Here is a 24,114-nt window from a genome sequence, read left to right on the forward strand (position 1 = left end):
ATACCTCAAATATTAGAATATGCATCTTGATTAAGGTCGATGAAATTTGACCTTGTTTTTGGCATTTCCCTTTATGAAGTAAATTACTTTTGTTTACTTTGCCCGCACATTATGAATAAGACTGTAACAACATACCTTTCACTTGGAAGTAATTTAGGGGATAAACTAAACCACCTGCAGGAGGTGGTGTTTTTGATCCATTCCTCTATCGGAAATGTTGTTAAGATATCACCGATTTATGAAACACCTGCCTGGGGTTTTGATGGGGAAGATTTTTACAATTGTTGCATTGCGGTAGAAACCTCCCTAACCCCATTGGATTTGTTGGAAAACCTATTGACAATTGAAACAAGGTTGGGCAGGGAGCGAAATAAAGGAACTGGTTACTCTTCCAGAACTGTGGATATAGACATCCTATATTATGAAAGGGAAATAATAAATTCCGAGGCGCTGACCATCCCCCACCCAAGCCTACAATTGAGAAGGTTTGTTCTTAGACCTTTGGCAGACATAGCCCCGCAGTTCTATCATCCAGTTCTAAACAAAGATTCGAGAAATTTGTTACAGGAATGCAAGGATAAAAGTAATATAACCAGAACCGAACATAAGCTATACGCCACCAGATTACAGCTTTTCTCCCAATTGCATTATATGGCCATTGAAGGAAATATTGGTGCGGGGAAAACCTCATTGGCCCATAAGATAGGACAGGATTTCAACGCCAAATTGGTTTTGGAACGATTTGCGGACAACCCTTTCCTACCCAAGTTTTACGAAGATCAGAGTAGATTTGCCTTTCCCTTGGAAATGTCGTTTCTAGCCGACCGCTACCAACAATTTATGGACGATACCTCCCAATATGATCTGTTCAAAAATTTTATGGTAAGCGATTACGACATTAACAAATCCCTGATTTTTGCAAAAGTCACCCTACAGGAGGAGGAATTTAAACTCTACCGTAAGCTTTTTAATCTCATGCATAAAGAGATAAAGAAGCCAACGATGTATATCTATCTGTACCAAAACACGGAACGCCTACTACAAAATATAAAGCAAAGGGGAAGAAATTACGAACAGAATATTGCTCCCGAATACTTAGAGAAGTTAAACCGGGGCTATTTCGACTTTCTAAAAAGTTTTCCCGAGCAAAATAATCTAATTTTAGATGTTAGTGAACTGGATTTTGTGGAAAACCAAGACGATTACGAGGTAATTTTAGACCAAATTCAAAAATTCGCGGTGAAACTCTCATTTTAAGATAATTTTCACATAATACTTGCACAGAACAAATCAATTTATTTACTTGCGCCTCCAATAAAGCCGTTTTGAGTTGTAATGAACATCAAAAATTACAGCGGAAAGACTTTAAGGTTTTGAACTAACTAACTCAAACTATATATTGCCGACCCAACCATTAGGTTGGGTTTTTGGTTTTAAAAACTATCTCTATTATTAAAATTGAGCCTTCAATTTTGACCAGAGGTCCCATACCACTATGCCGACGCTTACTGAAATATTCAACGAGTGTTTGGTTCCGTATTGCGGGATTTCCAAAACCCCATCACTGTTCGAAACTACCTCTTGGGAAACCCCTTTTACTTCGTTACCAAAAATTAAGGCATATTTTTCATTTTTATCCACTTTAAAGTCGTTAAGCATGTCCGCATTTTCCGCTTGTTCAACGGAAAGTGAAATGTAGCCCACTTGCTTTAATTCCTTCAACAATTCCATAGCGTTTTCACGATATTCCCAAGCAACACTATCAGTTGCCCCCAAAGCAGTCTTATGAATGTCCTTATGAGGTGGAGTTGCTGTAATTCCGCACAAGTAGATTTTCTCTATCAGAAAGGCATCAGCTGTCCTAAAAACCGATCCAATATTGTTCAAGCTCCTTACATTATCCAACACAATACAAATAGGAGTCTTTACCACCTGTTTAAACTCATCCACATTAAGTCGGTCCAATTCACTATTTTCCAATTTACGCATACAATCCAATATTAATTTTTAATTTTCACACCACTTGTATTGTGGAATAAACCGCCCATCCACCAACATAAAGTTATCCCCAAAATATCAACAATAGTGTACATTCCAGTAGATAAACCTTACATTCGTTGTTTCAGAAAGGAATGCAAAAATAAGTTAATAAAATCGCTTTGGCCGACTCGGGAAAAACAAAAAAGGTAACCCCTTTAATGAAACAGTACAATACCATTAAGGTGAAATATCCTGATGCTCTGTTATTGTTCCGAGTTGGGGACTTTTACGAAACCTTTGGGGAAGATGCCGTTAAGGCCTCTAAGATACTGGGCATTATTCTCACCCACCGTAACAATGGAGGGGACAGAACCGAATTGGCCGGATTCCCACACCACTCCTTAAATACTTATTTACCCAAATTGGTAAAGGCGGGGCAGCGTGTGGCCATTTGCGATCAATTGGAGGACCCCAAACTCACAAAGACCATAGTTAAAAGGGGGGTTACCGAACTGGTGACCCCGGGTGTGGCCATGAACGACGATATCCTTTCGGCCAAGACCAACAATTTTTTATGTGCTGTCCATTTTGGACGAAAGCGATTAGGCGTATCCTTTGTAGATATATCTACGGGAGAATTTTTAACATCGGAAGGCAATGAAGAACAGATAGACAAATTACTTCAGAATTTCTCACCCAACGAGGTATTGGTATCAAAAGCCAATAAAAAGGAATTCCTTGAGGTATTTGGCAAAAACTTCCACACCTTTTTTACGGAAGACTGGATTTTCCAGGATGATTACGCCCTAGAAACACTAACCAATCATTTTAAAACGAAAAGCTTAAAAGGTTTTGGCGTAGACCATTTATCCCATGGCATAGTGGCGGCGGGAGTTGTACTGCATTACCTTTCCGACACCCAACACAGACAATTACAGCATATCAATACCCTTCAGCGCATTGCGGAAGAAGAATATATCTGGATGGATAGGTTTACCATACGAAATCTGGAACTTTACCATTCCAACAACCTTAATGCCGTTACACTTTTAGATGTTATAGACAAAACCATTTCGCCTATGGGCGGAAGAATGCTGAAAAGGTGGTTGGCACTTCCCCTAAAGAATATAGAAAAAATCCGAAGAAGGCACCAGGTAATTACCCATCTTACCGAAAATGAAGCTGCCCACCATAAATTGCAGAATGGCATTAAGTTGATCGGGGATTTGGAACGGTTAATTTCCAAAGTGGCCACGGGAAAAATAAATCCAAAGGAAGTGGTTCAGCTTAAAAATTCTTTGGAGGCCATTGTACCCATTAAACAAATCACTACCAAAAGCAAAAACGAGGCCCTAAACCTCATAGGGGATCAATTGCATACCTGTGATATGCTGAGATCTAAAATCAAAGAAATGATCAGTGAGGAGGCTCCTGTCAACATGTTAAAAGGCAGCACAATTGCTGAGGGATATTCTGCCGAATTGGACGAGTTACGAGGTCTGGCTTTTTCCGGAAAGGACTATCTGGATAAAATGCTGCAAAGGGAAACTCAACGCACAGGCATTAGCTCCCTAAAAATAGCCTCCAACAATGTCTTTGGTTATTATATTGAAGTACGCAACACCCATAAGGACAAGGTCCCCGAAGACTGGATCCGAAAGCAGACCCTGGTAAATGCCGAGCGCTATATCACCGAAGAGCTTAAAGAATATGAAGCCAAAATATTGGGTGCGGAAGAGCGTATTCTAAGTTTGGAACAACAATTATTCTCCCAGTTGGTAGTTTGGATGCAAGAATATATTGCCCCTGTTCAAAATAATGCCCACCAAATAGCTCAACTGGACTGTCTTTGTGGCTTTACGCAATTAGCCAAGGAGAACAATTATGTTTCTCCGGACATGGATGATTCCACTGAACTGTCCATCATTGGAGGTAGGCATCCTGTAATTGAAAAGCAATTGCCCTTGGGAGAGGCCTATATTGCCAATGATGTAAACTTAAATAGGGACGAGCAACAGATCATTATGATTACCGGTCCCAACATGAGTGGTAAATCGGCCATTTTAAGGCAAACGGCGCTAATTGTTTTGTTGGCTCAAATGGGCAGTTTTGTACCGGCCGATTCCGCAAAAATTGGTTATGTGGATAAAATATTTACACGTGTAGGTGCCAGTGATAATATTTCCATGGGAGAATCTACCTTTATGGTGGAGATGAACGAAACTGCCTCCATTCTAAATAACCTCTCCGAACGCAGTTTGGTACTATTGGACGAAATAGGGCGTGGCACTAGTACCTATGACGGTATCTCTATTGCCTGGGCCATTTCGGAATATCTTCATGAACATCCTGCCAGGGCCAAAACCTTATTTGCCACCCATTACCACGAGCTCAATGAAATGACCTCTACATTCAGTCGCATTAAAAATTTCAATGTCTCTGTAAAAGAACTGAAGGACAATGTCCTCTTTTTACGAAAATTGACCCCTGGAGGCAGTGAGCATAGTTTTGGTATACATGTGGCGAAAATGGCTGGAATGCCACAACAAGTCATCCATAAAGCCAATAAAATTCTTAAGAAGCTGGAAAAATCACATTCCAGCGATGAGCTCACCGATAAATTGCAACTGGTGCAAAACGAAATGCAGCTTAGTTTTTTTAATTTGGACGATCCACTATTGGAACAGATAAAAGAGGAAATTACCCACCTGGACATCAACACCTTAACCCCTGTTGAAGCCTTGATGAAACTTAACGAAATTAAGCGTTTGCTCACCAAAAAGAAAAATGCCTAGGAGTTGTACCAAAAGGCCATATCGCCCATAATTTCTTTCTAATATATTCACCTTGGGCATATTATAAATATTTTGATTCTTTTTAGCGAAAAGTTCTTTGCTTTTTATAGAATTATATTAAATTTGCTCCCGCATCTGAAAAGGATGCTACGTTCATTTTAAACTGCGAAAATAGCTCAGTTGGTAGAGCGCCACCTTGCCAAGGTGGAGGTCGCGGGTTCGAATCCCGTTTTTCGCTCCATTGTAAAATCTATTCTGCCTTGAGCAGCTAGGCTCGAGTGGTGGAATTGGTAGACACGTTGGACTTAAAATCCAATGGACATTAGTCCGTGCGGGTTCAAGTCCCGCCTCGAGTACAAGGGAGATAGCCGAGGTTTTGCCTCGGCTTTTTCATTTAAAAAAATGTCGTTGGTACAACATAGGTACAACAAATCAGCGTTTTTCTTTGCTCATTCAAAACAATAATCCTTTTAATATTAGTTACTTTGGGCTAAAATCAATCAATTTGGCTTCTAATCCCAATTAATGAACTCTAGATTTTATAGTGCCTAGAAGGTTTTTTTTGCTTTCCTTTTCCACTATTCACAAAAAAGCATTAGATAGGGTACTAAATCCAATATCAAAATCACTTTGATGTATACTACAACAAAGGTCCCTTACCCCTGTACTTGGACCAATCCGTAAGCTCGTCCTTGAACCCGTTGAAGACCTCCTCTTGCCCTTTTTTGCCCCGATTGCCCAATAACGAGCTGATGGCATAAACACCTTTTCGCAACAAACGGTTTTGTTCGATGGAAGATTTCCTTTCCAGTGCCTTATTTAAACTTTTCCGAAGTCCGTTGCCCATATGGTGATGCACCATTTCCGAATGGAGGTTTGGATAAACTTTTTCAGCTGTCAGCATAAAGGCGACCCTATCGTACATTCCCCTTTCCATTAGATGGCCCGCCCAAAGGTTCTTGAGATCGTTCCTGCCATCTTTGATCAGGCCGTTGATAACGGTCTGCTGTTCCAATAATGTTGCGGTGACATCGGGAATGGAATTCAAATAAAGGTCTGTTCTTTTGGGCAAGGGGCAACTTGTCCTATGGTCCGTATAAATAGACCTGACCTCGAATCCGTCCTTCCCTTTTTCAAAATAAAATCCCTTGGCGTTGAAAAGGGCCATATAGTCCTTCGGGGATTTTTCATAAGGCGCGTGCATCCGTTCGGCATGTTTTACATAACGGCCCAGTGCGGCCTTCTCGAATTCTTGCCTATAACCTATTTCCATGGTCCCGTAAAGTTTTGGAAAGACCATTGGCAGAAAAAAGGAGGATGCCGTAAGTTCAGGGCCAATATCGGAATTCCGTGCCGTCAACATTTCCAGTACCATATGGTTTTGACGGACGAAACCGGTGGATAAATATGCGTCCATGGCCTTGGGCAAGGGAAGGTCGCCCAATCGAACGGGGACCGTATGTTTGTTGGAACCGGAAAAGGACAATCGGTTATCCTGGTACTTTACTCCCAAGGACCGGAACAGACGATGGACACTCCCTTTTTCCGTCCCGACATCGAAAATGCCGTTTTCCAATATTCTGCCGATAAGCCGGAACTTGCTTTCCAAGGTTTCTTTTTCCTTTTTTTCCTCCAATTGGAATAGCCTGTCCCTCACTATGGGGAACTCTTTTTTAAGTGCTTCCATCAACAAATTTTTTTGATTTCTTGGAAGGTAGCGTTCAAGAAAAATGTAATCTTTGGATGTTGTTATATGCGGAAGGATATCCATTGGGTTCTTGGCCACCATGTTCTCCGAGAACAGTCCGTTGCGGTCCGGGGACTTCAGATAGGATGTCAGGAATGCTTCTTTTATCAGTTTTCGGATTTCAAGTTTGAACTGTTTGCTGTCGGTATCGATCTCTGTAGGCTGGTCGCTATTCCCGAAAATATTGGGACGTTTCTCCATCCCTATTTTTGGACTCAGCTCGCTTTCCTTGAACGCATATCCCGATTTGTCATGGATGGTATATCCCTTGACGGCATCCCCTTTTATGTCCAGTTTTATATCGATGTCCTGATATTCCTTAAGTACTTCTGGGAGGTCGTGCGGCCTTATGGCCCTGAAAAGTCCATAGGTGGTCCCTATCTGTTTCATCAGGCGTTTGCGGTGCATCGGCAAGAGCTTGGATTTTGAATTCGTACCAAATACCTTTTGCAGTTTCGGACCGCTTAAGCTTGGGTGTACAATGGAGCCGTTGATGAACCTTGTCCGGTATCCTTTTTGATTGTCTAGGCCAAAGGCGACCCCTATCCTTCCCGATTGGTTTTTAGTTTGCTTTATTTCGATGTGATAGGGCCTGACCAGTTTTGCCAGTTCTTGAAAGCTCCGCACCTTATGTTTTTGCAGGATGCTGTTCAGTACGTCCTGCAAATAGAACTTCGTCCCTTGTGTAGGGTCCATCCCGAACTGTTGCCCGGGCAATCTGTACAGCGGGAGTTCCCTCCGCTGTTTTGTCCGTGGCGAGGGAGTTAGGCCGAACTTTTTTTCGAGGTATTGCTGGGTCGCCATGTTCCTGCGGTAGCTGTTGAAGATTCCGAGTACCTTTCCCGAACCGGTTACATTGGTCGTTATGATATGGACATGCTCGTGCTCGGTGTCGTTGTGCCTTACCATAACATAGGGCTGTTCCCCGTAGCCCATATGCTGCATGTATTCCTTTGAGACCTCATGGAAGGTCCTGTCATCAAGGTGTTCCCCATGGGGAAGGTTCAGGGTAATGTGGGCATAGCGGTTCTTGGTGGCATTGCGCTGTCCCTGAAAGTGGAGTACGTTCCCGAAGAATTTCTGTGATATGTCCTGTGAGTACATGCCCCCGTAACCAAGTATGCGCATGCCCTCCTTGCCGAACACATAGTTCAACATTCCCTGACAGCTTTCCCTATATAATATTCTTCCTATCATCCCGTTTGTCCTTCCGTGGTGATTTCGATAAGTTTATAAAGTAGTCCGTTTGCCTTTTGTACCTCGCTTACCAAACTACTGTTCGGACTTCTCAGGTTCTTGTAGTGGGCCAGTTTGACCAATTGGTTGATGTTGCTGCCGATCCTGTTGAAATGGTAGGCAAGATTTGAAGTGTCAGGGAGCATATCCTTTTCCTCCGACCCCATGTTCAGGACCAATCTTCTTAAAAAGGGGCTAATTGTACCACGCTGTGAAATGTCCAGGTCGTAGGATCCGACAATTATCTTCAGTCTCTCATATTCGGTATCGTTGAACCGGAGCATTACGTTATGGTACCGTTTCTTGTTTCCCAGTCGTTTTCGGCCTCTTTTCCTTGGTTCCATTTTGGTTGTTTTTTAAGACAAACACTTCGTAAGAAGTAGACAATTCTAAGTTACTTAGAATACAACTTGCTATCTTCTTTGAAGATAAATATAACCAAACAAAATAGAATACAACAACCTAATAATCAATTATTTAACCCCTAAATACATATAGAACCATACTAGGCCATATGGGTACGGATAAGCGATTAATCCGGTCTTATTTGTTATGTAAAAAATGTTGGGGAAGCATAGGGATTTTCATTTTTTTGTGGGTAGGGAGAGGAAAGGGCAAGCGGCTTTTTTTGCCGTTTGTTCTTTTGAGCGGTTCCGAGGGGGTTAAAAAACCGGAAACGGAAAGACCCTGGATGCGGATTGGCGGATCTTGTCCGCTAGGGTGGTTTTGGAGTTGCGTGTTTTTTAACTTCCGCAGGGGCAAGGGAAAAACTATCCGTTATTTAGACTTTAAATAATCCAATCTCATTGCTGTTTCAATCTCGTTTGTTCTAGATTGACCGAATAAATTAACCAAGTAAGTATCTGGACTAGATATCTCAGAAGTAATTATTTCATCATATTCTTCTTTGCTAATAAATCCTTTTTCAAACAACGGTTGAAACGTTTCCTTTAATATAGGATTGATTTTTTCAATTTCTTCTTTTTTCATCCTTTTATTAGATTACCGTTCATTTTTCGATTTCGAATGCTTTTAGCTTCGGTATACGTATTCTATCCGGTTCTTGCTTTTGAAAATCCTTCATTTCTTGTACGACTAGATTCATGTCCTTTAAGAACTCGGTATCCGCCCCGTTCTTCTTTGCTATCTGGTAATAGGCCTCCAAGGCCGGCACGGCAAATAAATCGTGACCGGCAATCACGAACGCCGGGACATCATTTTTGATACACTTTATCAATATGGCCTTTTGGTCTTTCATGGTTTAATTAGACTTTGATCGTTGATAATTATCAATTAATGCTTCCGACACAATTTGGGCTTTTTCATCGCTTATGCAATCAAAAGTAATTTTTTGGGTGGTTGTAAATTCTTTTAGCAGCTTACCAACATCCTCAGCGGTCAGAAAACCATTCTCGCCTAAGTTTCCCAAAATATCGCTATATCTATGTGACCTAAATCCATCTTCTAACATATCGTTTTATTAAACTTTATAAATGTTCAATGAAGTTCATGCGTTTGCCCAAAATCCTGATAATAAAAATTTCGTTTGCATTGTCAAATTGATAAAAAATAACATGGGCTTTATAACTGTAATATTTTAAGGAATCGGCAATTGTCGAGGCATCTTTGGCCAATTCTGGTCGTTCAGCAAGTTCTTCCAAAAAACCTTCCAGATCGAGTAAGTACTTGGTCGCTCGGTCAGGGCCAAAAAACTTGATTCCGTACTTATACATACCCACTAGGTCATATTGTGCCCTTGCAGATAAACTATAATTCCCCATTATCCACTTTTGCGATAATGTCGCTTATTTTCAGATTGCTTCTGCCGCTTTGCAACCCTTCATCTATTGCTGTTTTAAGTTCTAGGAGCTTCATATTCTGTTCTTGATCCTTTCTTACCAAATCTCTTATGTATTCACTATCATTGGTAAAGTCCCCCGCCTGAACCCTAAGCTTTATCCAACCGTCCTGTTGATCGGTAAAAGTGATTGATTTTCTTACTGTTTCCATAATTTTAAATTATGGTGCAATATAGTACTTTTTTGCACCATTTACAAAAATACTCGTTTTCTTACCATCGTTTATTTGAACTTTAACCGACTTTTTTATCTACTCTCTCCGAAAGTTAGCAAATTATTGTCTGGGTCAAGAATTGAAAATTCCTTTTGTCCCCAAGGTTTTATTTAAAGACTTCCATTTGGATGAATACTCGTTCCGTTGTCCAACAATAATTGGTGAAATTTTTCAATGCCATCAACTCTTATATAAACTTGCCCGCAATTTTCTTTCGGTTTCAGTGCTTTGAACTCAAAAAAGTGGATCTGAATATTGTCTTTTTTAAGCATCAAGTAACCATCATAGTCTACACTTCCAAATTCTTGAAAATCTAATCTGTTTAAATAGAAATTCTTGGTAATCGTTCTATTACGCATTGGTAATTTTGGATTGATATCTGTAAGCATATTATCCTTAAATAGTTACTATATATTCATGTAAGTTTCTAAAAAGTTTTCTTTGTTGTACTGGAGGTGAGACTACTGTGTGGACAAAACTCTATTAACTACTTAATACAGGTATACCTTGTTTATTCCTTCCAGTCTTGGAGTCGATCCAGGTATAGATAACTTTCTACAAATTTTCTATGTTCTGGACTAGTCATTTTTTCCAATAGATTTAGAGCTGAAATATAACTTGCCAAATTACCGTTTGAGGAACTGAATTTCCCGTCCTCGACAAATGTTACCAAACTGTCGTTCTGTACTTTTAAATTTGGATAGTCTATTTGCAATTGTTTGCCCCCACCAATCCATGTTACGATTTTCTTGCCGTCCGCAATTCCTGATTCTCCAATTAATTGAGCTCCGGCACAATTGCTTACCATGTATTTAGTTTCTTTATTTCTCTCTTTTATGAAGGCCACAATTTTTTCGTTATTGACTTGGGCGTACATATCGTAAGCACTGGGCACGAACAAGGCAGTTAGTTGTGGACAGTTTACGAATGTATGGTCTGGAACGAATCGCATACCTTCCTCTGTTAAAATGGGACTTTCGGATTCAGCAATAGAAACCACATTAAAAAGCTGTTTACCGTCCTCGCTGGGTTTGGCAAAAACATCTGAAGATGCAATTACCTCACCTTGAAGCACTCCATTGTACATAAGAAGTCCGATTGTGGGTAATTCCGCTTGGAATGGTTTTAGGTGTTTGGTCAAGGTGTCTCCAGTAATTTCTTGATCCTGGACATTCTGGGATTGATCGATGAATTTTGATTCTTCATTTTTACAGCCTCCGATGAATGTCAATTGGATAATTAAAAATACAACATGCTTTTTCATACGGTTTTATTTAATCTATTTTTTTTCATTAGGTTTAATAATCATTCTAAAATTTTGATCTTTATAAATGTAGTATCCTATCCAATTGATCAATGTGCTTAATCTATTTTTAAAATTTACCAAACCCATAATATGTACCAAAATCCATATTAGCCAAGCTATAAATCCTTTTATAAAATAGTTTTCATTAGGTAAATCAAAAACCGCCTTATTCCTTCCTATTATTGCCAAAGAACCTTTGTTCTTGTATTGAAAAGGCCGCCATTGACTTTGGTCCTTCTCCAAGTTAATGGCAAGGTTATTGGCTTGTTGTATAGCGGGTTGCGCCAATTGAGGATGGCCTTCCGGGTATTGATTATCCCCTGAAACCAATGCACAATCCCCCAAAGCGTATATTTTATCGTAACCTTGGACCAAATTATAAGGGTTAGTTTTTAATCTTTTCCCTTTTCCAAAGCTATCCGATGAAAAACCATCAAAGGCCCTAGCTGTTACACCTGCTGCCCATATTAAATTTTTAGTTTCAATTTTACTGCCATCGGATAGGAGAACTACATCGTCCTTAAAATCTTTTACCAAACAGTTAAGTTTTATTTCCACTCCTAATTTATTTAGTTTGTCGTAGGTATAATCTTGAGATTTTTTGGACATAGTGTTCAAGACCGCTTTCTGCCCGTCAATTAGATATATTTTTCCTAAATCATTTTCATCCAATTCGGGATAATCTTTTTTCAAAATGGAATTTTTCATTTCCGAAAGAATACCTGAAAGTTCTACCCCAGTTGGTCCTGCACCAGCGATTACAAAGGTCAGTAACCGTTTTCGCTGTTCTTGGTCATGGTACCTCGTTGCTCTGTCCAGCCGCGTAAGAATTGTGTTTCGCAGGGTTAGGGCATCACTAATGGTCTTCATTGGTAAACTATTCTTTTCGATATTTTCGTTGCCGAAAAAACTGCTTTCAGTACCTGTGGCCATCACCAATATATCGTAGGACAATTCACCATTGCTCAGAATAATTTTGTTTTTACTGGGAACAACTTTGATTAAACTTCCTAGCCGAAACTGCGTGTTTTTTAAGTTTCTCAGTATTTTTCTAAATGGGTAACTAATGGCAGAAGGTTCCATAAATCCCGTTGAGACCTGATATATTAAAGGAGGAAAGAAATTGTAATTGTTTGCATCCACTAGTATGACATTGTACTTTGAGGAATTACCAATTCTTTTAATCAACTCTAGGCCTGCAAAGCCTCCTCCCACAATTACAACTGTCTTTCTCATTGTTCTCAATTAACAAGGCAAAGATCCCGCTTTTCCCTTAGATTAATCTTGAACTGGTTCAAGAATTATTTTTTCTTTTCAATTTACTGATATATTCTGCCGAAAGCCCCAAAAAGCTGGCCACCAAATATTGGGGAACACTCTTGACAAAATCGGGAAAGGCTTCTTTAAATCTAAAATAGATTTCCTCTTTTGAATAGCTAAACATGTAATTTATGCGGTTCAAGGAGGCACCGTAAGCTGTTTGATAAATATTTCTGAAATATGTTTCCATTTTAGGGAATCGCCGCAATAGTTCTTCTTCCCTTGTATGACTTATGTGAAGTAAGGTTGAGGCCCTAACTGCTTGAATATAACACTCGGAGGTACCGTTGTTGTGATATGCCAAATAATCGGTAATCCACCAATTTTCTATGGCAAATTGTAAAGTTTGTTCCGTACCATCTTCATTTATAACGTACAATTGAACACAACCATTTAAAACAAAATAGTGATCAAGCTGGTTGTTTCCCGCTTTGTAAAGATGTTCTTTTTTTTTGACTGTTTTCGTTTCAAAATACTTGGCAATTTCTTGAAACTCATTTTTGTCAATTGCAGTGTATTTGTTTATGTGCTCGAAAAGTTTTTGCATTTTATTTGGTACAGCTATTGTCAAAGTTAGCATAATTAAAACTTTAAGTAGGACCACTTCAATTTTTAGGTTTTCATTTTTCATGGAATGTATTACCTTAAAGAATAAATGAACATATACTACTTCACCAAATTCTTAAACCACGAATATTTTATTTTACACAACATTTAATGCACCGTTTACATCATTTATTGTGGCTGGGAATGCCCATTAATTACCTTGAACCTTAATTAAATCAATGTATCCCCCATGATGAAATTGAGATGTATAATAGTGGACGATTCGTTCTTGCAGCGAACTGCCGTATCCCGATTAGTGAACAATCATCCGAACTTGGCAATGGTAGCCGAATACAGTAATGCCATTGAAGCAAAAAATGGTCTAAAAAACAATGAAATCGATCTTATTTTCCTCGATGTGGAAATGCCCATCATCAGTGGTTTTGATCTTTTGGAATCTTTGGACAACCCACCACAGGTAATTTTGATTACCGGTAATCCGGATTATGCACTTAAGGCTTTCGATTACAACGTAACCGATTATCTTTATAAGCCCATTTCCCTAGTTCGATTCGATGCCTCCGTAAAAAGGGCCTTGGCCAAATATGAGCAGATTAATAAATTGGATGACGATGAGGAGTATATCTTCGTTAAAAGTAACCTTAGACAGCGCAAAGTTGTTCTGAACGACATTAATTGGGTCGAAGCTCTCGGCGATTACATTAAATTGGTAACGACTGAAGGCAATGTCGTTATCCTTTCCACAATGAAATCTTTTGAACAAAAGTTACCGAAGGATAAATTCCTAAGGATACATAAATCCTATATAGTTAATTTGGAAAAAGTTGAAAAGTTCAACAGTAAAAAAGTTGAAGTAGCTGGCACAATGGTCCCACTGAGCAGACACAAAAAAACGGAATTGGCCGAGGCGCTTTATAATGTTTAAATTATAACCATGAATTCACCCCTAGTGCTTTTAAAGTTGGTTTCATATAAGCACTGCCCTTAGAACATAACCCGTATTGGCCGCTCTGTTGGTTCAACAATTTTCTTTCTGATTACGAAATCTCCAAAATGCTCATCCCCTAACCTATCCTGGGCATATGCTTTTATAATCGGCTCTAATTCATCTAAAATATTTTCTTCGGATAACATTTCCTTATATAGGGTATTTAATCGGTCACCGTTGTGGCTTGCACCCAAGTACATGTTATATCTGCCAATGGCCCTACCCACAAAACCTATTTCCCCTAGTGATGATCGCGCACAGTTATTTGGACAACCTGTCATCCGAATATTGATTTCATTGTTCTCCAGGCCATTATTTCTCATAATTACCTCCAGTTTATCTATTAAGGTAGGAAGGTAACGCTCTGCTTCGGCAAAAGCCAATCCACATGTGTTCAATGCTACACAGGCCATGGAACTCTTGCGCAGTCCCGTTAGTTTAGGATGGTTACCAACGCTATACAATTCCAAAATGGCTTCAATGCCCTTCTTTTTGTCTTCCTCTATATTTCCTATAATGAGATTTTGGTTTCCAGTTAGACGAAAATCCCCTGTGTGAATTTTGGCAATTTCCCTTAAGGCCTTTTTCAGTTGATAATCATTTTCATCGCTTACTCTGCCATGTTCCACAAACAAGGTATAAAACCATTTATTATTGATTCCTTTAACCCAACCATATTCGTCTCCGTTTGATTTGAATCGATAGGATTTCGGTTTGGCCAGATTCCACCCCAATCGGTTTTGAAGTTCCGCTACAAACCATTCCAGTCCCCTGTCGTCTATGGTATGCTTTAATCTCGATAACTTACGGTCAGATCGGTTGCCGAAATCCCTTTGGATGGCTATAACGGTTTCAGCTACTTCAAACACTTTTTCTTTTGGAGAGAAACCTATAACATCGGCCAGGCGAGGATAAGTTCCCTGAACTCCGAACGTACTGCCTAATCCACCTCCTACACAAATATTAAATCCCAATACTTTGTTGTTTTGCTCAATGGCAATAAGTCCAAGGTCATTCGCAAAAACATCAATATCATTATTGGGCGGAACGGCTATGGCTATTTTGAACTTTCTTGGAAGGTAGTTGTGCTGGTACAAAGGTTCAAAATCTGGAGTTCCCGCCACTTTTTCATTGTCCAACCATATTTCATGGTACGCCGTGGTCTTTGGAAGAAAAAAATCGCTTAACTCTCCTGCAAGTCCGTACACTTCTTCATGGATTTGGGATTGGTAAGGGTTAGGATTGCACATAACGTTCCTATTTACATCTCCACAAGTAGCTAGGGTACTCAGTAATGTTTCATTGATGGCCTGAATTGTGGGTTTCAAATTACGCTTTAATATCCCATGAAACTGAAATGACTGCCGGGTAGTTAATTTAATGGTGCCATTTCCGTGTAAGTCCGACAGTACATCGAGGGACAACCATTGTTGAGGGGTAGTTACCCCTCCAGCAGCTCTTACCCGAACCATAAACTGGTATAAAGGTTCCAATTTCTTCTGCTTTCGTTCGCTCTCCAGATCTCTGTCGAATTGCTGATATGAACCGTGGTATTTTATAAGTTTGACATCATCGGGAAATAAAGCTCCCGTCAAAGGATCTTTTAGACTGTCCTTTATGCTTCCCCTTAGAAAATCACTCTTGTCCTTGATATGTTCATCTTCTGATAATTCCTTGTAATTCGATTGTTTTTCCATAAATACATTTTCCTTCGCATTATAGCTCACTTGAAGCTATCTTAATAGATATCTGCTTGATAACGATTGGCAATTTGAAGATTTTTAACATACTCCTCTGTCTTTTCAATAGTTATTCCTCCTTGTTGGTGTATAATTTGCTTTAAGGCAATATCCACGTCCTTGGCCATTTTTTGTGCGTCACCGCAAACGTAAAAATGCGCTCCTTTTTCCAACCATTCAAAAAGCTCCTTGCCGTTCTCCAACATTCTGTGCTGTACATAGTGTTTTTCTTCCTGGTCCCTCGAAAAGGCGACATCTGCCTTGGTCAATACTCCCTCCTTCATATATTGTTGCCATTCTGTTTGATACAGGAAATCTGTCGTGAAATTCCGGTCACCAAAGAAAAGCCAGGAAGGTCCCTTTCTTTCCAATACTTCCCGCTGTTGCATAAACGCCCTGAATGGTGCTACCCCAGTTCCCGGACCGACCATTATAATTGGTGCCTCCGGATTTTTGGGTAGTTTGAAACGTGTATTTTTATCCACAAAAATCTTTACCTTATCTCCAATCTCAAGCCTATCTGCCAGGGTGGACGAACAATGGCCATCCTTATTTCTGCCAAATGCGTTATAACGGACAACCGAAACCAATAGATGTACTTCATCCTCCACCACTTCCTGTGCCGAAGCAATGGAATACATCCGTGCTGTATTTTTTCGCAAAACAGAAATCAGTTCTTTAGAAGATAATTTATAGGGTACCTCGTTTATTAAATCCAAGAAGTCACGTCCAGAAAGGTATTCCTGAAGTGCAATTTTGTCTCCAAGGATTTTCTGTAGCACGTTATCGCCAGTTAATTCTGCATATCTGGAAAGCGTGGTTTTTGATAGTGGGGTAAGTTCATAGTTATACGCTAGTGCATCATATAGGGTTTTGTTACCTTCATGGGTTTCCACTTTCTCCTTACCCGATAAATTTATGGATTCCAACACTGACTGAACTAGTTTAGGGGAATTGGCACCATAAACCCCCAATGCATCGCCTGGCTCATATTTTATTCCAGACCCTTCCAGATCTAATTCCAGGTGGATCGTTTCCTTAGAGGATCCTTTTCCATTTAGGTTGATTTTTTCAAGAATGGTGGCTTCAAAAAGATTTTTTCTGGAATATTGGGTTCCATTGACCTGGTTATTGGGAAGATCCTGCACTTGGACCGCGGTATTTTGGCCATTGGTCTGAATTATAGCAGTTAAAAACATCTTTTGCCAAGTCTCGGCTTCATCTGCATAATCCACATCGCAATCTTGGCGAGGAACAATTTTCTGAGCGCCCAATTTCTCGAGTACTGCCTCAAAATCCTTACCTGTCTGGCAAAAGTCTAGATAACTGCTGTCACCTAGGGCCAAAACCGAAAATTGTAAATGGGCCAGGTTCGGTGCCTTTTTGCTGTGAAGGTAATTGTAGAAGTCCTCCGCCTGTACCGGGGGTTCGCCCAATCCATGGGTGCTCACGATTACTGCCAATTTTTTGATGCCCATGAGTTCCCTTGTTTTGAAGGAAGCCATATCGGAAATCACAGCATCAATTCCCATATCCTTTGCACGTGTATGGAGATCCTTGGCCAAGCCTTCGCTGTTGCCGGTATGGCTCCCGAATAGGATATGCACTTTTTCGGCTTTAAGCTTACCATCAACATTTGGGTCCGAACCTAAAGGTAGACTTCCCACAGTGGTTTTATTCAATGATGTTTGGATAAATCCTTCAAAATAACCACTGAGCCATTGAAGTTGTCCAGAATCAAGTCCGGACAAAGCTATCTTGAGTTTGTCTGCTTGCTCATCGTTGAACGGTCCCCTATCCAATCCCTTTTTTAGTTCCATGCTATTAGATAATTTATAATTATTTGTTGGGTTGGGGAGTATATCGCAAGTAAGGTTTAACAATACGATGACCTTGAGGATATTTGGTCTCGACATCCTCTTGCTTCACTCCTGGTGGAATAATTACATCCTGTCCAACTTCCCAATCCACTGGGGTGGCGACATTATGTTCTGCTGTAAGTTTTAGAGAGTCTACTACCCGAAGAATCTCAGCAAAGTTTCTCCCCGTCGAAGCAGGATAGGTTATAATTGCCTGTACCTTCTTGTCCGGACTAATAAAATAAACAGATCTTACAGTGGCAGTGGTAGAGGCATTGGGGTGGATCATATTATATAGGGTAGCTACATTTTTGTCGGTATCAGCTATAATAGGGAAATCCACGTTACAGTTTTGGGTTTCGTTGATGTCCTTTACCCAGCCAAAGTGCGAGTCCAGGTCATCAACACTCACTGCAAGCACCTTGGTTTTTCTTTTTGCAAAATCTTCTTTCAACTGTGCGGTCCTACCAAGTTCCGTGGTGCACACAGGGGTGTAGTCAGCCGGGTGTGAATACAGTATCCCCCAACTATTGTCTAGCCATTGGTGAAAATCTATATCACCCTCTGTGGTCTGCGCCTTAAAATTCGGTGCATAGTCGCCAATTCTCAAACTCATATCATGTATTTTTAAAATTATGCATCAAGGCGGCTTGCCAATATTATTGCTGCCTTTCCAAAACAAATTTACAGGGGTTTATGATCAATCACCAATTGCAAATATTAATTTACGATAACCTAAGGTTATGAAGATTGTGGAGGATAAATCGATAAATTAGTTTAAATAAAGAATATTGTGTTGGAAAATAGTGGGGTTTATTATAAGCCAATTCAATAAAAACAAATAATTAAAAATTATGGTTGCGACTTAAAAATTGCATTAACAATGAGGATAACCCTCCTTCGGGACCTTGGGGAGTTATAAAGTAGAATTGCCTATGGATAGGTAGCTTTTTAATCTCTATGATCTTTAGAACTCCACTTTTAAGCTCTTTAAAGATGGCGTGTAATGAAACGAATGCCATGCAATCCGAGTGTTGTAGGTAGGATTTAATTGCTTCAGTACTGCCCAATTGCATTTCCACTTTAAGGTCGGCAAGTCGGATTCCTTTTTGCTTTAGGGCATCGGCAATGACTTCCAAGGTCCCTGATCCAGGTTCCCTCAAAAGTAGGGGAATGTTTTTCAGGTTTTCCGGTCTTATCTCCTCTTTCGAAGCCAATGGATTTTTACTGCCGCATACCAGGACGATCTCATCCTTTAGAAATGGGGTATAGTGGATTTCACGTCTTTTGGACTTGCCCTCAACAACGCCAAGTTCTATACTCTTGTTCAGTAGGGCCAGCTCTATTTGTTCCGAATTACCACTGAGCAGCTCTACTTTCACATCTTGATGGATGCTGTGGAACCGTGCCAGTAGTGGCGGTAATATGTACTGGGTAATTGAAGTGCTGGAACCCACATGAAGAACACCTTTAAATGCCTCATTGAACTGGTTTAGGTCGAATTCTATTTGCCGGTAGATCTCTTGTATGTTTTCGGTATGTTTCAGAAGTACTTCTCCAGCAGGAGAAAGAACAACCTTGTTTCCCCTTCGATCGAAAAGTGCAAGATTAAATTGGCTTTCCAACTCCTTTATATGTTTGGTGACTGCAGGCTGGGATATCAATAATTCTTCTGCGGCCTTAGTAAAATTGAGCCTTCTAGCAACCGTATAAAATACTTTTAGACGAAAATCGAACATATACAATATTACTCATATTTTTAGTATGGAAAACTGATGCATTAAAAAAATGGATAGAACCATTAAAATATTGACAGGAAGATATGATTGGCTGGGCTTAAAAAGATTATTGTAAAGCTCGAAAGATTAGGGAAGTCCTGTTCCTGTTCAATCTCTTTAATTTTTGCAATCCATTTTGGATAAAGGCATTTTGGAGGTATATTGGATATTATCGATATTTTTATAATCAGTGCCTGTTTCGTTAAGTTCTCCAAACCCCTCTATCAGCTGCCCATCCCTATGTAGGAATGCCATTTTTCTCTCGCTAACCACCCCTTCGGAAATAAAGGTGTAGGTCCCTATGAGTTTATTACCTTTTAATTTACCTGAAAATGTGCCATGATTGGCGTCTTTTTCATTGTAGGAAATATCCAGATTCGCCTTTATACTATCTTCAATTTCTGTAATATCCATTACTACTAGATTCCCATCGTCGTTATTCCCATAGCATCCAATACTTAATTCTGTCGAAGGGGCCTTCTCCAATATAGTAGAATTTACATCTTCACCAGATCGATCGATCTCTGATTTGGATTCCATCTTACAGGAAACTGTGATCATAAATATTAAATATATTAAAGCTGTCTTTATCATATTCAAATTGGTACACATTTCAGAAAGTATTTTTAGCTGTCAAATGCTGGAATATATAATAATTAAAGGTCTATTGTGTTATTTTCTTAAATCTCATCATTGGTATTTCCCCAATCATTAAATTAAGCTTTTCCTCCCTATCCATACCAATGGTATTTATCTTTTTCATCATTTTCAAAAATTGTTGCTCACCATCACCACAGAACATCATTGTGGTAGGCCCTGGTTCACCTATGTCAATGTTATCTCCATTTATTGTAAAATCGGCACTGTAACCGTTACAGCTGTTATTGCCAGTAATCTTTCCTGTGGCCTTGTTAAATGAGATTACTGGTTTCCTGTCAGGATACAGACCATTAAAGGCAATCCGTGTTCCGGAAATATACTCCAATTCCCATAATGAATTGTAAAGGTCATTGTTACTGGCGTTTTTGGTACTTGTACATGAACAAATAACCATAACTAAAAAGGTTGAAATTAAAATGTAATTCTTTTTCATATATTTATTTTTTGATCAAATTTTTTCAAAAATTACCGGTGACAATGAGTAATATCTTCATCAATATGGATACTCCCAAAATTATGCCAATATTAAATATAACACTTTGAATACTTTTTTCAGGGATATCAATAAAGGGATAAGGACAATACCCGGAAATATATCCCCTTGAAATAATAAACGTAACATAAATCATTGGATTGAGTAATCAGTAAAGAACTGATTTTGTTTCTATGTCATTTTTATTGGAATAACGGAACCAATATATTAAAAGGTAAAGAGGGATAACCTTATGCAGTAATTCATCTACTACAAATAGTCAGACAGTAGGATTTAATATATGTCGCAAACTAATCTGATAAACCAAACCCACAATTAATATAAACGTGGTTAAAGCCGTCAAGGCTCCATCGGACAAGAAAATGTTAAGGGGATTTTTTTTCGAATTGATATAGGACATTGTAAAATATGGCGCTAACATTATATTGGTAAAAATTGTAAAATAACTAAACAAGCGAATAATGGTTTCGGGAATCTCCACGTGTCCATTTACTATCTATAAAACAAATTAACCAATTATTGCGAACCATCCTGTAATTAGTCCTATAGCCTCAGATTTTCATTTCATCTACCTTGAATTACTGAAATCTAGAAACGATAAATCATTGGTTATAAACCAACATTTTATCATATAGATGTATAAATTCAGGAAATTTAGACATTATGGAAAATGAAGTAATGATATTTATGGCATCTGGATTTGTAACCTTAGTCCGTTTTTTTATACCTTAGAAATTCCTTCCACCCCATGGTTGCAGAATAACCCTGTAAATGGGCATCATGGGAATGGTAATATATATTCTTTTTCAAATCAAGTATTACTGGCCATTGGATGTCGTCCACTCCTTGACCCATAACATTTACTATTGACGTTTCCACAAATTCAGTACAAATGGCACCCATCAACCTTATTTCATCATTGAATCCAGGCCCTGATAAGCCAATATAAAAATGTGCCGGTTTACCGGAAAACGAGCACTGAGGCACCTCTCCTACAGATCGTAAGGTATTTTTCAGCGGCCCTTCATAGGTTTCGGTAATGGTATTCAAGGTATTTCTGACACTTTTCATAATGTCAAAACTATATCTTTTCTATACTGAATGGCAAAATGCCCACAATACTTATCACCTAAATTATTAACGATTAAATCAACTAAAATTCAGAATCTTAACGAAATAATCAACAAAAGTTGCATTTAATGAAATTTAGATGCACAGGGTACATGTTGATTTAATTTTCCAAACTTTTATTTTAGTAAATGGCATTCGGGATTCGGCTGTCACATCATATTGATTTTTGCGTAACCTAATCCCAGATGAAGCCATTTATAAATCTATCTGCAAATGCATTTAGAACCATTACGAACAACAGGGTATATATCCAAAAGTATATCTTAAATCCATTCTTTATAAGTTGATTCCACAGGCTCTTAAAGCCTTTTGAATAGACTTTTTTAATAAGTAGTGCTTTTGCCATGTTACTGTCCATATTAAATCTTAGCCAAATATATATCACCCTAATCCGCCCAGCTGATGTAATGGATTAAATGACAAGAATATAGTCTAACGGTAAATGAAATTTAATTAGGCCAATATTTCGGACTGTTCGTCGATATTGTTTATAATTCGCTGCTATTTTATGTACGGATTTAAAGTAGTATCTTGATGTTAATGGGCACTTCCTTAAGCCGACCAATATATAGCAGTTGGTCTTTTTAAAATGAAACATATCGAAAAATTATTGATATCTAATGAATTAGGTATTAATTGAATGTTTCTTATTCAATCTATCAATTGTAAATCTTTTAATAGTGGAAAATGAAAATTCTAAATTTAGTGAATATACCAAACACTACACGGCAATATCATTTAATGTACGTTATTCTTATGCGCCAAATGACCTTCGGGAATTGTTTTTTGCCGCGCAACCTTTGGAAGCTTTATCCAGCGTTGAATCCTCTGGAGATTTTATGTATGGAAAGATCGATAGGGATTTTAATTTAAGGATAGGCCTTAAGGAATTTCAAATAACAATGACCAAGGAACTACATGAAAGAATGGGTGCCCTATACGACGAAATTAGAAATGAATATGTACGGTTCATAAATACAACCCTATAAGTTGGAGAATGTATATATAGAGGATGTATAACTAGGGGTATAAAATTTTTCATACACAAGATAACTGTCGTAACTACGAAACATATACCATTTCCCCTTAAACTTTTGATCTATACATATCAGTAGGGGTAATAACCTTAATTTTGATACTCTGATTACCACAGGGAAAAAAGAAGTGTTCAAACGTAGGGCCGATGTTTTTTTTCGTTTATAACAAGGAGAATTTATTGCTTTTGCAGATGGTAAGGATAAAAAGATGAAATTCAATTTACAGTCTATTATAAAGGAATTGCCACCCAGAAGGAATTATTATTCCCAAGAAGATTTGAGAATGAATTTTGAAAAGATCTACAGGGAGGTAAAATTCATTGCCAATGGCGGTCGCTAGGATGGAAATAATTTGGTATAGAGTTCTTTATAGACCAAATATCACTTACTTAAAATGAATAAGTTAAATGTGACCTGGGATTTTAATTTGTGAACCATATGGGAAGCTTATAAATTAGCGACATGTATTGCCAGCCAGATAAATAGGTCATTTTATCAGGTGTTAAATGGGTCTGAATATTAAATGAGTCGGAAGAATTATGGTAGATTCCATATTATTTTAAAAGATATTCCCTTTGCATTATCATCATAAGGGTCTCCCATTTAATCTAGTTTCGGTTTATCTTCCCGACGTAAAATCCGTACTTTTGTATACGGAGAATAACTCCCCATATCTTTTGTTAATGCTGTGAATTTTTCAGACCATTATCGTTTAAGACAGTGTTTTCAATAATTTCTGATTGTTTAATAGAGAAAGCACCAAATTATTGTCGATTAAACAGAATAAATAATAATATTTGGAGTTAAAGTATCATACCTAAATCTAATGATAATTTAACTTTCCCCCCGAAATGTATCCAAAGAATGTATTATTAATCGAAAACAGTATGCTAGATGCCATACTGATTAAGGATTCCCTCCAGCAAAATGGGAATCATTGCAATATAAATTTATTCGAAGATGGATTTGAAGCCATCTTGCAAATTGAAAGCATGCTACCGAATAAAAAAAATGGAATGCCGGATCTAATTGTTGCAAATGAAGATTTGATAATAATTAACGGAGTTAACCTCTTATCCAAAATTAGCGATTTAACTAATTTTTATATCCCCGTGATAATATTGACTTCTTCGGGGTCCGATGTACAACCGCAATTTAATAGACATAGCTGTTGCTATATTTCCAAACCCCTTGAGATCAAAAAGTTTTTAAAGGTAATTCGGGAAATCAACTATTATTGGTTAAGTCTTGTAAATTAATCATAGTTCTTTAAGTTCGATATACAATTATTCAAAGTTGGTTTTATTGTTCAACTTATCTATCGGATTGGCGAAATGAATAAAGGTATATTCAAGTATTGTGATGTAATTGTCTTTACGAAATCTTTATACACCCTTGTCAATGG

General features: G+C 38.5%; 26 protein-coding genes and 2 tRNA genes. 8 read left to right on the forward strand and 20 right to left on the reverse strand.

All coding sequences use genetic code 11. The features are described 5' to 3' along the window. Positions 1-111 precede the first annotated feature (111 nt). Positions 112-1,257, forward strand: a complete 1,146-nt coding sequence (gene folK / locus CWD91_RS21140) for a 2-amino-4-hydroxy-6-hydroxymethyldihydropteridine diphosphokinase (RefSeq protein WP_103443013.1) — start codon at positions 112-114, stop codon at positions 1,255-1,257. 195 nt (positions 1,258-1,452) lie between these two features. Here folK and CWD91_RS21145 read toward each other — a convergent pair whose 3' ends face one another. Next, on the reverse strand, positions 1,453-1,989 hold the full coding sequence (locus tag CWD91_RS21145; RefSeq protein ID WP_103442978.1) for an RNA methyltransferase: 537 nt from the start codon (positions 1,987-1,989) through the stop codon (positions 1,453-1,455). A gap of 209 nt (positions 1,990-2,198) precedes the next feature. Between CWD91_RS21145 and mutS the strand changes: the two genes are divergently transcribed. The 3 genes from mutS to CWD91_RS21160 all read left to right on the forward strand — a co-directional run bounded on the left by mutS (position 2,199) and on the right by CWD91_RS21160 (position 5,131). Next, positions 2,199-4,775, forward strand: coding sequence for a DNA mismatch repair protein MutS (mutS, locus tag CWD91_RS21150; RefSeq protein ID WP_103443014.1), 2,577 nt, complete (start codon positions 2,199-2,201; stop codon positions 4,773-4,775). 165 nt (positions 4,776-4,940) lie between these two features. Further along, positions 4,941-5,016 (forward strand) — tRNA-Gly (locus tag CWD91_RS21155). A 31-nt stretch (positions 5,017-5,047) separates the two neighbouring features. Further along, positions 5,048-5,131: transfer RNA gene (locus CWD91_RS21160), tRNA-Leu, on the forward strand. 284 nt (positions 5,132-5,415) lie between these two features. On the opposite strand, the gene CWD91_RS21165 is transcribed toward CWD91_RS21160, so the two are convergent. The 11 genes from CWD91_RS21165 to CWD91_RS21220 all read right to left on the reverse strand — a co-directional run bounded on the left by CWD91_RS21165 (position 5,416) and on the right by CWD91_RS21220 (position 13,004). Continuing rightward, positions 5,416-7,719 (reverse strand): relaxase/mobilization nuclease domain-containing protein, encoded by a 2,304-nt coding sequence (locus CWD91_RS21165; RefSeq protein WP_103442979.1) that lies wholly within the window; start codon positions 7,717-7,719, stop codon positions 5,416-5,418. After that, on the reverse strand, positions 7,716-8,102 hold the full coding sequence (locus CWD91_RS21170; protein WP_103442980.1) for a hypothetical protein: 387 nt from the start codon (positions 8,100-8,102) through the stop codon (positions 7,716-7,718). The genes CWD91_RS21165 and CWD91_RS21170 overlap by 4 nt, the downstream gene beginning before the upstream one ends. Positions 8,103-8,535: 433 nt before the next feature. Then, complete coding sequence (locus tag CWD91_RS21180; protein ID WP_103442982.1) at positions 8,536-8,748, reverse strand: hypothetical protein; 213 nt, start codon at positions 8,746-8,748, stop codon at positions 8,536-8,538. A 19-nt stretch (positions 8,749-8,767) separates the two neighbouring features. Next, on the reverse strand, positions 8,768-9,016 hold the full coding sequence (locus CWD91_RS21185) for a hypothetical protein (protein WP_103442983.1): 249 nt from the start codon (positions 9,014-9,016) through the stop codon (positions 8,768-8,770). A 3-nt stretch (positions 9,017-9,019) separates the two neighbouring features. Beyond that, entirely contained in the window at positions 9,020-9,229 is a 210-nt protein-coding gene (locus tag CWD91_RS21190; protein WP_103442984.1) for a hypothetical protein, read from the reverse strand. 16 nt (positions 9,230-9,245) lie between these two features. Then, entirely contained in the window at positions 9,246-9,539 is a 294-nt protein-coding gene (locus CWD91_RS21195; RefSeq protein ID WP_103442985.1) for a type II toxin-antitoxin system RelE/ParE family toxin, read from the reverse strand. Further along, positions 9,526-9,768, reverse strand: coding sequence for a type II toxin-antitoxin system ParD family antitoxin (locus tag CWD91_RS21200; RefSeq protein ID WP_103442986.1), 243 nt, complete (start codon positions 9,766-9,768; stop codon positions 9,526-9,528). The genes CWD91_RS21195 and CWD91_RS21200 overlap by 14 nt, the downstream gene beginning before the upstream one ends. Positions 9,769-9,941: 173 nt before the next feature. Beyond that, the gene (locus CWD91_RS21205) at positions 9,942-10,220 is read right to left on the reverse strand and encodes a VOC family protein (protein ID WP_317045624.1); all 279 of its coding nucleotides are present in this window, start codon (positions 10,218-10,220) and stop codon (positions 9,942-9,944) included. A gap of 122 nt (positions 10,221-10,342) precedes the next feature. Beyond that, complete coding sequence (locus tag CWD91_RS21210; RefSeq protein WP_103442987.1) at positions 10,343-11,095, reverse strand: DJ-1/PfpI family protein; 753 nt, start codon at positions 11,093-11,095, stop codon at positions 10,343-10,345. A 15-nt stretch (positions 11,096-11,110) separates the two neighbouring features. Next, positions 11,111-12,373 carry an NAD(P)/FAD-dependent oxidoreductase gene (locus tag CWD91_RS21215; RefSeq protein WP_103442988.1) on the reverse strand — a complete coding sequence of 421 codons (1,263 nt, stop codon included), beginning with the start codon at positions 12,371-12,373 and terminating at the stop codon, positions 11,111-11,113. 58 nt (positions 12,374-12,431) lie between these two features. Then, positions 12,432-13,004 (reverse strand): Crp/Fnr family transcriptional regulator, encoded by a 573-nt coding sequence (locus CWD91_RS21220; protein WP_103443015.1) that lies wholly within the window; start codon positions 13,002-13,004, stop codon positions 12,432-12,434. A gap of 252 nt (positions 13,005-13,256) precedes the next feature. On the opposite strand from CWD91_RS21220, the gene CWD91_RS21225 reads away from it, so the two are divergent. Then, positions 13,257-13,949: a LytR/AlgR family response regulator transcription factor gene (locus CWD91_RS21225; protein ID WP_103442989.1), complete on the forward strand. Its 693-nt coding sequence runs from the start codon at positions 13,257-13,259 to the stop codon at positions 13,947-13,949. Between the two features lie 59 nt (positions 13,950-14,008). Here CWD91_RS21225 and cysI read toward each other — a convergent pair whose 3' ends face one another. The 8 genes from cysI to CWD91_RS23195 all read right to left on the reverse strand — a co-directional run bounded on the left by cysI (position 14,009) and on the right by CWD91_RS23195 (position 22,030). Beyond that, the gene (gene cysI, locus CWD91_RS21230; RefSeq protein WP_317045625.1) at positions 14,009-15,739 is read right to left on the reverse strand and encodes an assimilatory sulfite reductase (NADPH) hemoprotein subunit; all 1,731 of its coding nucleotides are present in this window, start codon (positions 15,737-15,739) and stop codon (positions 14,009-14,011) included. An 11-nt stretch (positions 15,740-15,750) separates the two neighbouring features. Continuing rightward, entirely contained in the window at positions 15,751-17,571 is a 1,821-nt protein-coding gene (locus CWD91_RS21235) for an assimilatory sulfite reductase (NADPH) flavoprotein subunit (RefSeq protein ID WP_103442990.1), read from the reverse strand. 19 nt (positions 17,572-17,590) lie between these two features. Further along, positions 17,591-18,226: a peroxiredoxin gene (locus CWD91_RS21240; RefSeq protein ID WP_103442991.1), complete on the reverse strand. Its 636-nt coding sequence runs from the start codon at positions 18,224-18,226 to the stop codon at positions 17,591-17,593. A 229-nt stretch (positions 18,227-18,455) separates the two neighbouring features. Beyond that, positions 18,456-19,349: a LysR family transcriptional regulator gene (locus CWD91_RS21245; RefSeq protein WP_103442992.1), complete on the reverse strand. Its 894-nt coding sequence runs from the start codon at positions 19,347-19,349 to the stop codon at positions 18,456-18,458. A gap of 156 nt (positions 19,350-19,505) precedes the next feature. Then, positions 19,506-19,949 (reverse strand): hypothetical protein, encoded by a 444-nt coding sequence (locus CWD91_RS21250; RefSeq protein WP_157943862.1) that lies wholly within the window; start codon positions 19,947-19,949, stop codon positions 19,506-19,508. A 103-nt stretch (positions 19,950-20,052) separates the two neighbouring features. Next, a complete protein-coding gene (locus tag CWD91_RS21255; RefSeq protein ID WP_103442994.1) occupies positions 20,053-20,481 on the reverse strand; it encodes an META domain-containing protein in 429 nt (142 codons plus the stop codon). Between the two features lie 768 nt (positions 20,482-21,249). Further along, positions 21,250-21,612 (reverse strand): hypothetical protein, encoded by a 363-nt coding sequence (locus tag CWD91_RS21265; RefSeq protein WP_103442996.1) that lies wholly within the window; start codon positions 21,610-21,612, stop codon positions 21,250-21,252. A gap of 235 nt (positions 21,613-21,847) precedes the next feature. Beyond that, on the reverse strand, positions 21,848-22,030 hold the full coding sequence (locus tag CWD91_RS23195; protein ID WP_103442997.1) for a DUF6747 family protein: 183 nt from the start codon (positions 22,028-22,030) through the stop codon (positions 21,848-21,850). Between the two features lie 322 nt (positions 22,031-22,352). Here CWD91_RS23195 and CWD91_RS21275 point away from each other — a divergent pair, with 322 nt between their 5' ends. The 3 genes from CWD91_RS21275 (at position 22,353) to CWD91_RS23200 (ending at position 23,968) form a co-directional block, all read left to right on the forward strand. Continuing rightward, positions 22,353-22,661, forward strand: a complete 309-nt coding sequence (locus CWD91_RS21275; protein WP_103442998.1) for a hypothetical protein — start codon at positions 22,353-22,355, stop codon at positions 22,659-22,661. A 256-nt stretch (positions 22,662-22,917) separates the two neighbouring features. Further along, positions 22,918-23,049, forward strand: a complete 132-nt coding sequence (locus CWD91_RS23110; RefSeq protein WP_262509695.1) for a hypothetical protein — start codon at positions 22,918-22,920, stop codon at positions 23,047-23,049. A gap of 511 nt (positions 23,050-23,560) precedes the next feature. After that, positions 23,561-23,968, forward strand: coding sequence for a response regulator (locus CWD91_RS23200; RefSeq protein WP_103442999.1), 408 nt, complete (start codon positions 23,561-23,563; stop codon positions 23,966-23,968). Positions 23,969-24,114 lie beyond the last annotated feature (146 nt).

Source organism: Arenibacter hampyeongensis (assembly GCF_002909255.1).
In the GTDB taxonomy this organism is placed as follows: Bacteria; Bacteroidota; Bacteroidia; order Flavobacteriales; family Flavobacteriaceae; genus Arenibacter; species Arenibacter hampyeongensis.

What these genes read in the sequence shown, in the direction of transcription:
- CWD91_RS23200 (WP_103442999.1), top strand. Translation starts at nt 23,561, where the DNA reads ATGTATCCAAAGAATGTATTATTAATCGAAAACAGTATGCTAGATGCC.
- CWD91_RS21190 (WP_103442984.1), bottom strand. Translation starts at nt 9,229, where the DNA reads ATGTTAGAAGATGGATTTAGGTCACATAGATATAGCGATATTTTGGGA.
- CWD91_RS21165 (WP_103442979.1), bottom strand. Translation starts at nt 7,719, where the DNA reads ATGATAGGAAGAATATTATATAGGGAAAGCTGTCAGGGAATGTTGAAC.
- CWD91_RS21185 (WP_103442983.1), bottom strand. Translation starts at nt 9,016, where the DNA reads ATGAAAGACCAAAAGGCCATATTGATAAAGTGTATCAAAAATGATGTC.
- CWD91_RS21265 (WP_103442996.1), bottom strand. Translation starts at nt 21,612, where the DNA reads ATGAAAAGTGTCAGAAATACCTTGAATACCATTACCGAAACCTATGAA.
- CWD91_RS21225 (WP_103442989.1), top strand. Translation starts at nt 13,257, where the DNA reads ATGAAATTGAGATGTATAATAGTGGACGATTCGTTCTTGCAGCGAACT.
- folK (WP_103443013.1), top strand. Translation starts at nt 112, where the DNA reads ATGAATAAGACTGTAACAACATACCTTTCACTTGGAAGTAATTTAGGG.
- CWD91_RS21245 (WP_103442992.1), bottom strand. Translation starts at nt 19,349, where the DNA reads ATGTTCGATTTTCGTCTAAAAGTATTTTATACGGTTGCTAGAAGGCTC.
- CWD91_RS21240 (WP_103442991.1), bottom strand. Translation starts at nt 18,226, where the DNA reads ATGAGTTTGAGAATTGGCGACTATGCACCGAATTTTAAGGCGCAGACC.
- CWD91_RS21180 (WP_103442982.1), bottom strand. Translation starts at nt 8,748, where the DNA reads ATGAAAAAAGAAGAAATTGAAAAAATCAATCCTATATTAAAGGAAACG.
- CWD91_RS21200 (WP_103442986.1), bottom strand. Translation starts at nt 9,768, where the DNA reads ATGGAAACAGTAAGAAAATCAATCACTTTTACCGATCAACAGGACGGT.
- mutS (WP_103443014.1), top strand. Translation starts at nt 2,199, where the DNA reads ATGAAACAGTACAATACCATTAAGGTGAAATATCCTGATGCTCTGTTA.
- CWD91_RS21210 (WP_103442987.1), bottom strand. Translation starts at nt 11,095, where the DNA reads ATGAAAAAGCATGTTGTATTTTTAATTATCCAATTGACATTCATCGGA.
- CWD91_RS21255 (WP_103442994.1), bottom strand. Translation starts at nt 20,481, where the DNA reads ATGAAAAAGAATTACATTTTAATTTCAACCTTTTTAGTTATGGTTATT.
- CWD91_RS21170 (WP_103442980.1), bottom strand. Translation starts at nt 8,102, where the DNA reads ATGGAACCAAGGAAAAGAGGCCGAAAACGACTGGGAAACAAGAAACGG.
- CWD91_RS21215 (WP_103442988.1), bottom strand. Translation starts at nt 12,373, where the DNA reads ATGAGAAAGACAGTTGTAATTGTGGGAGGAGGCTTTGCAGGCCTAGAG.
- CWD91_RS21235 (WP_103442990.1), bottom strand. Translation starts at nt 17,571, where the DNA reads ATGGAACTAAAAAAGGGATTGGATAGGGGACCGTTCAACGATGAGCAA.
- CWD91_RS23195 (WP_103442997.1), bottom strand. Translation starts at nt 22,030, where the DNA reads ATGGACAGTAACATGGCAAAAGCACTACTTATTAAAAAAGTCTATTCA.
- CWD91_RS21205 (WP_317045624.1), bottom strand. Translation starts at nt 10,220, where the DNA reads ATGCTTACAGATATCAATCCAAAATTACCAATGCGTAATAGAACGATT.
- CWD91_RS21195 (WP_103442985.1), bottom strand. Translation starts at nt 9,539, where the DNA reads ATGGGGAATTATAGTTTATCTGCAAGGGCACAATATGACCTAGTGGGT.
- CWD91_RS23110 (WP_262509695.1), top strand. Translation starts at nt 22,918, where the DNA reads ATGAAATTCAATTTACAGTCTATTATAAAGGAATTGCCACCCAGAAGG.
- CWD91_RS21145 (WP_103442978.1), bottom strand. Translation starts at nt 1,989, where the DNA reads ATGCGTAAATTGGAAAATAGTGAATTGGACCGACTTAATGTGGATGAG.
- CWD91_RS21250 (WP_157943862.1), bottom strand. Translation starts at nt 19,949, where the DNA reads ATGATCACAGTTTCCTGTAAGATGGAATCCAAATCAGAGATCGATCGA.
- CWD91_RS21220 (WP_103443015.1), bottom strand. Translation starts at nt 13,004, where the DNA reads ATGCAAAAACTTTTCGAGCACATAAACAAATACACTGCAATTGACAAA.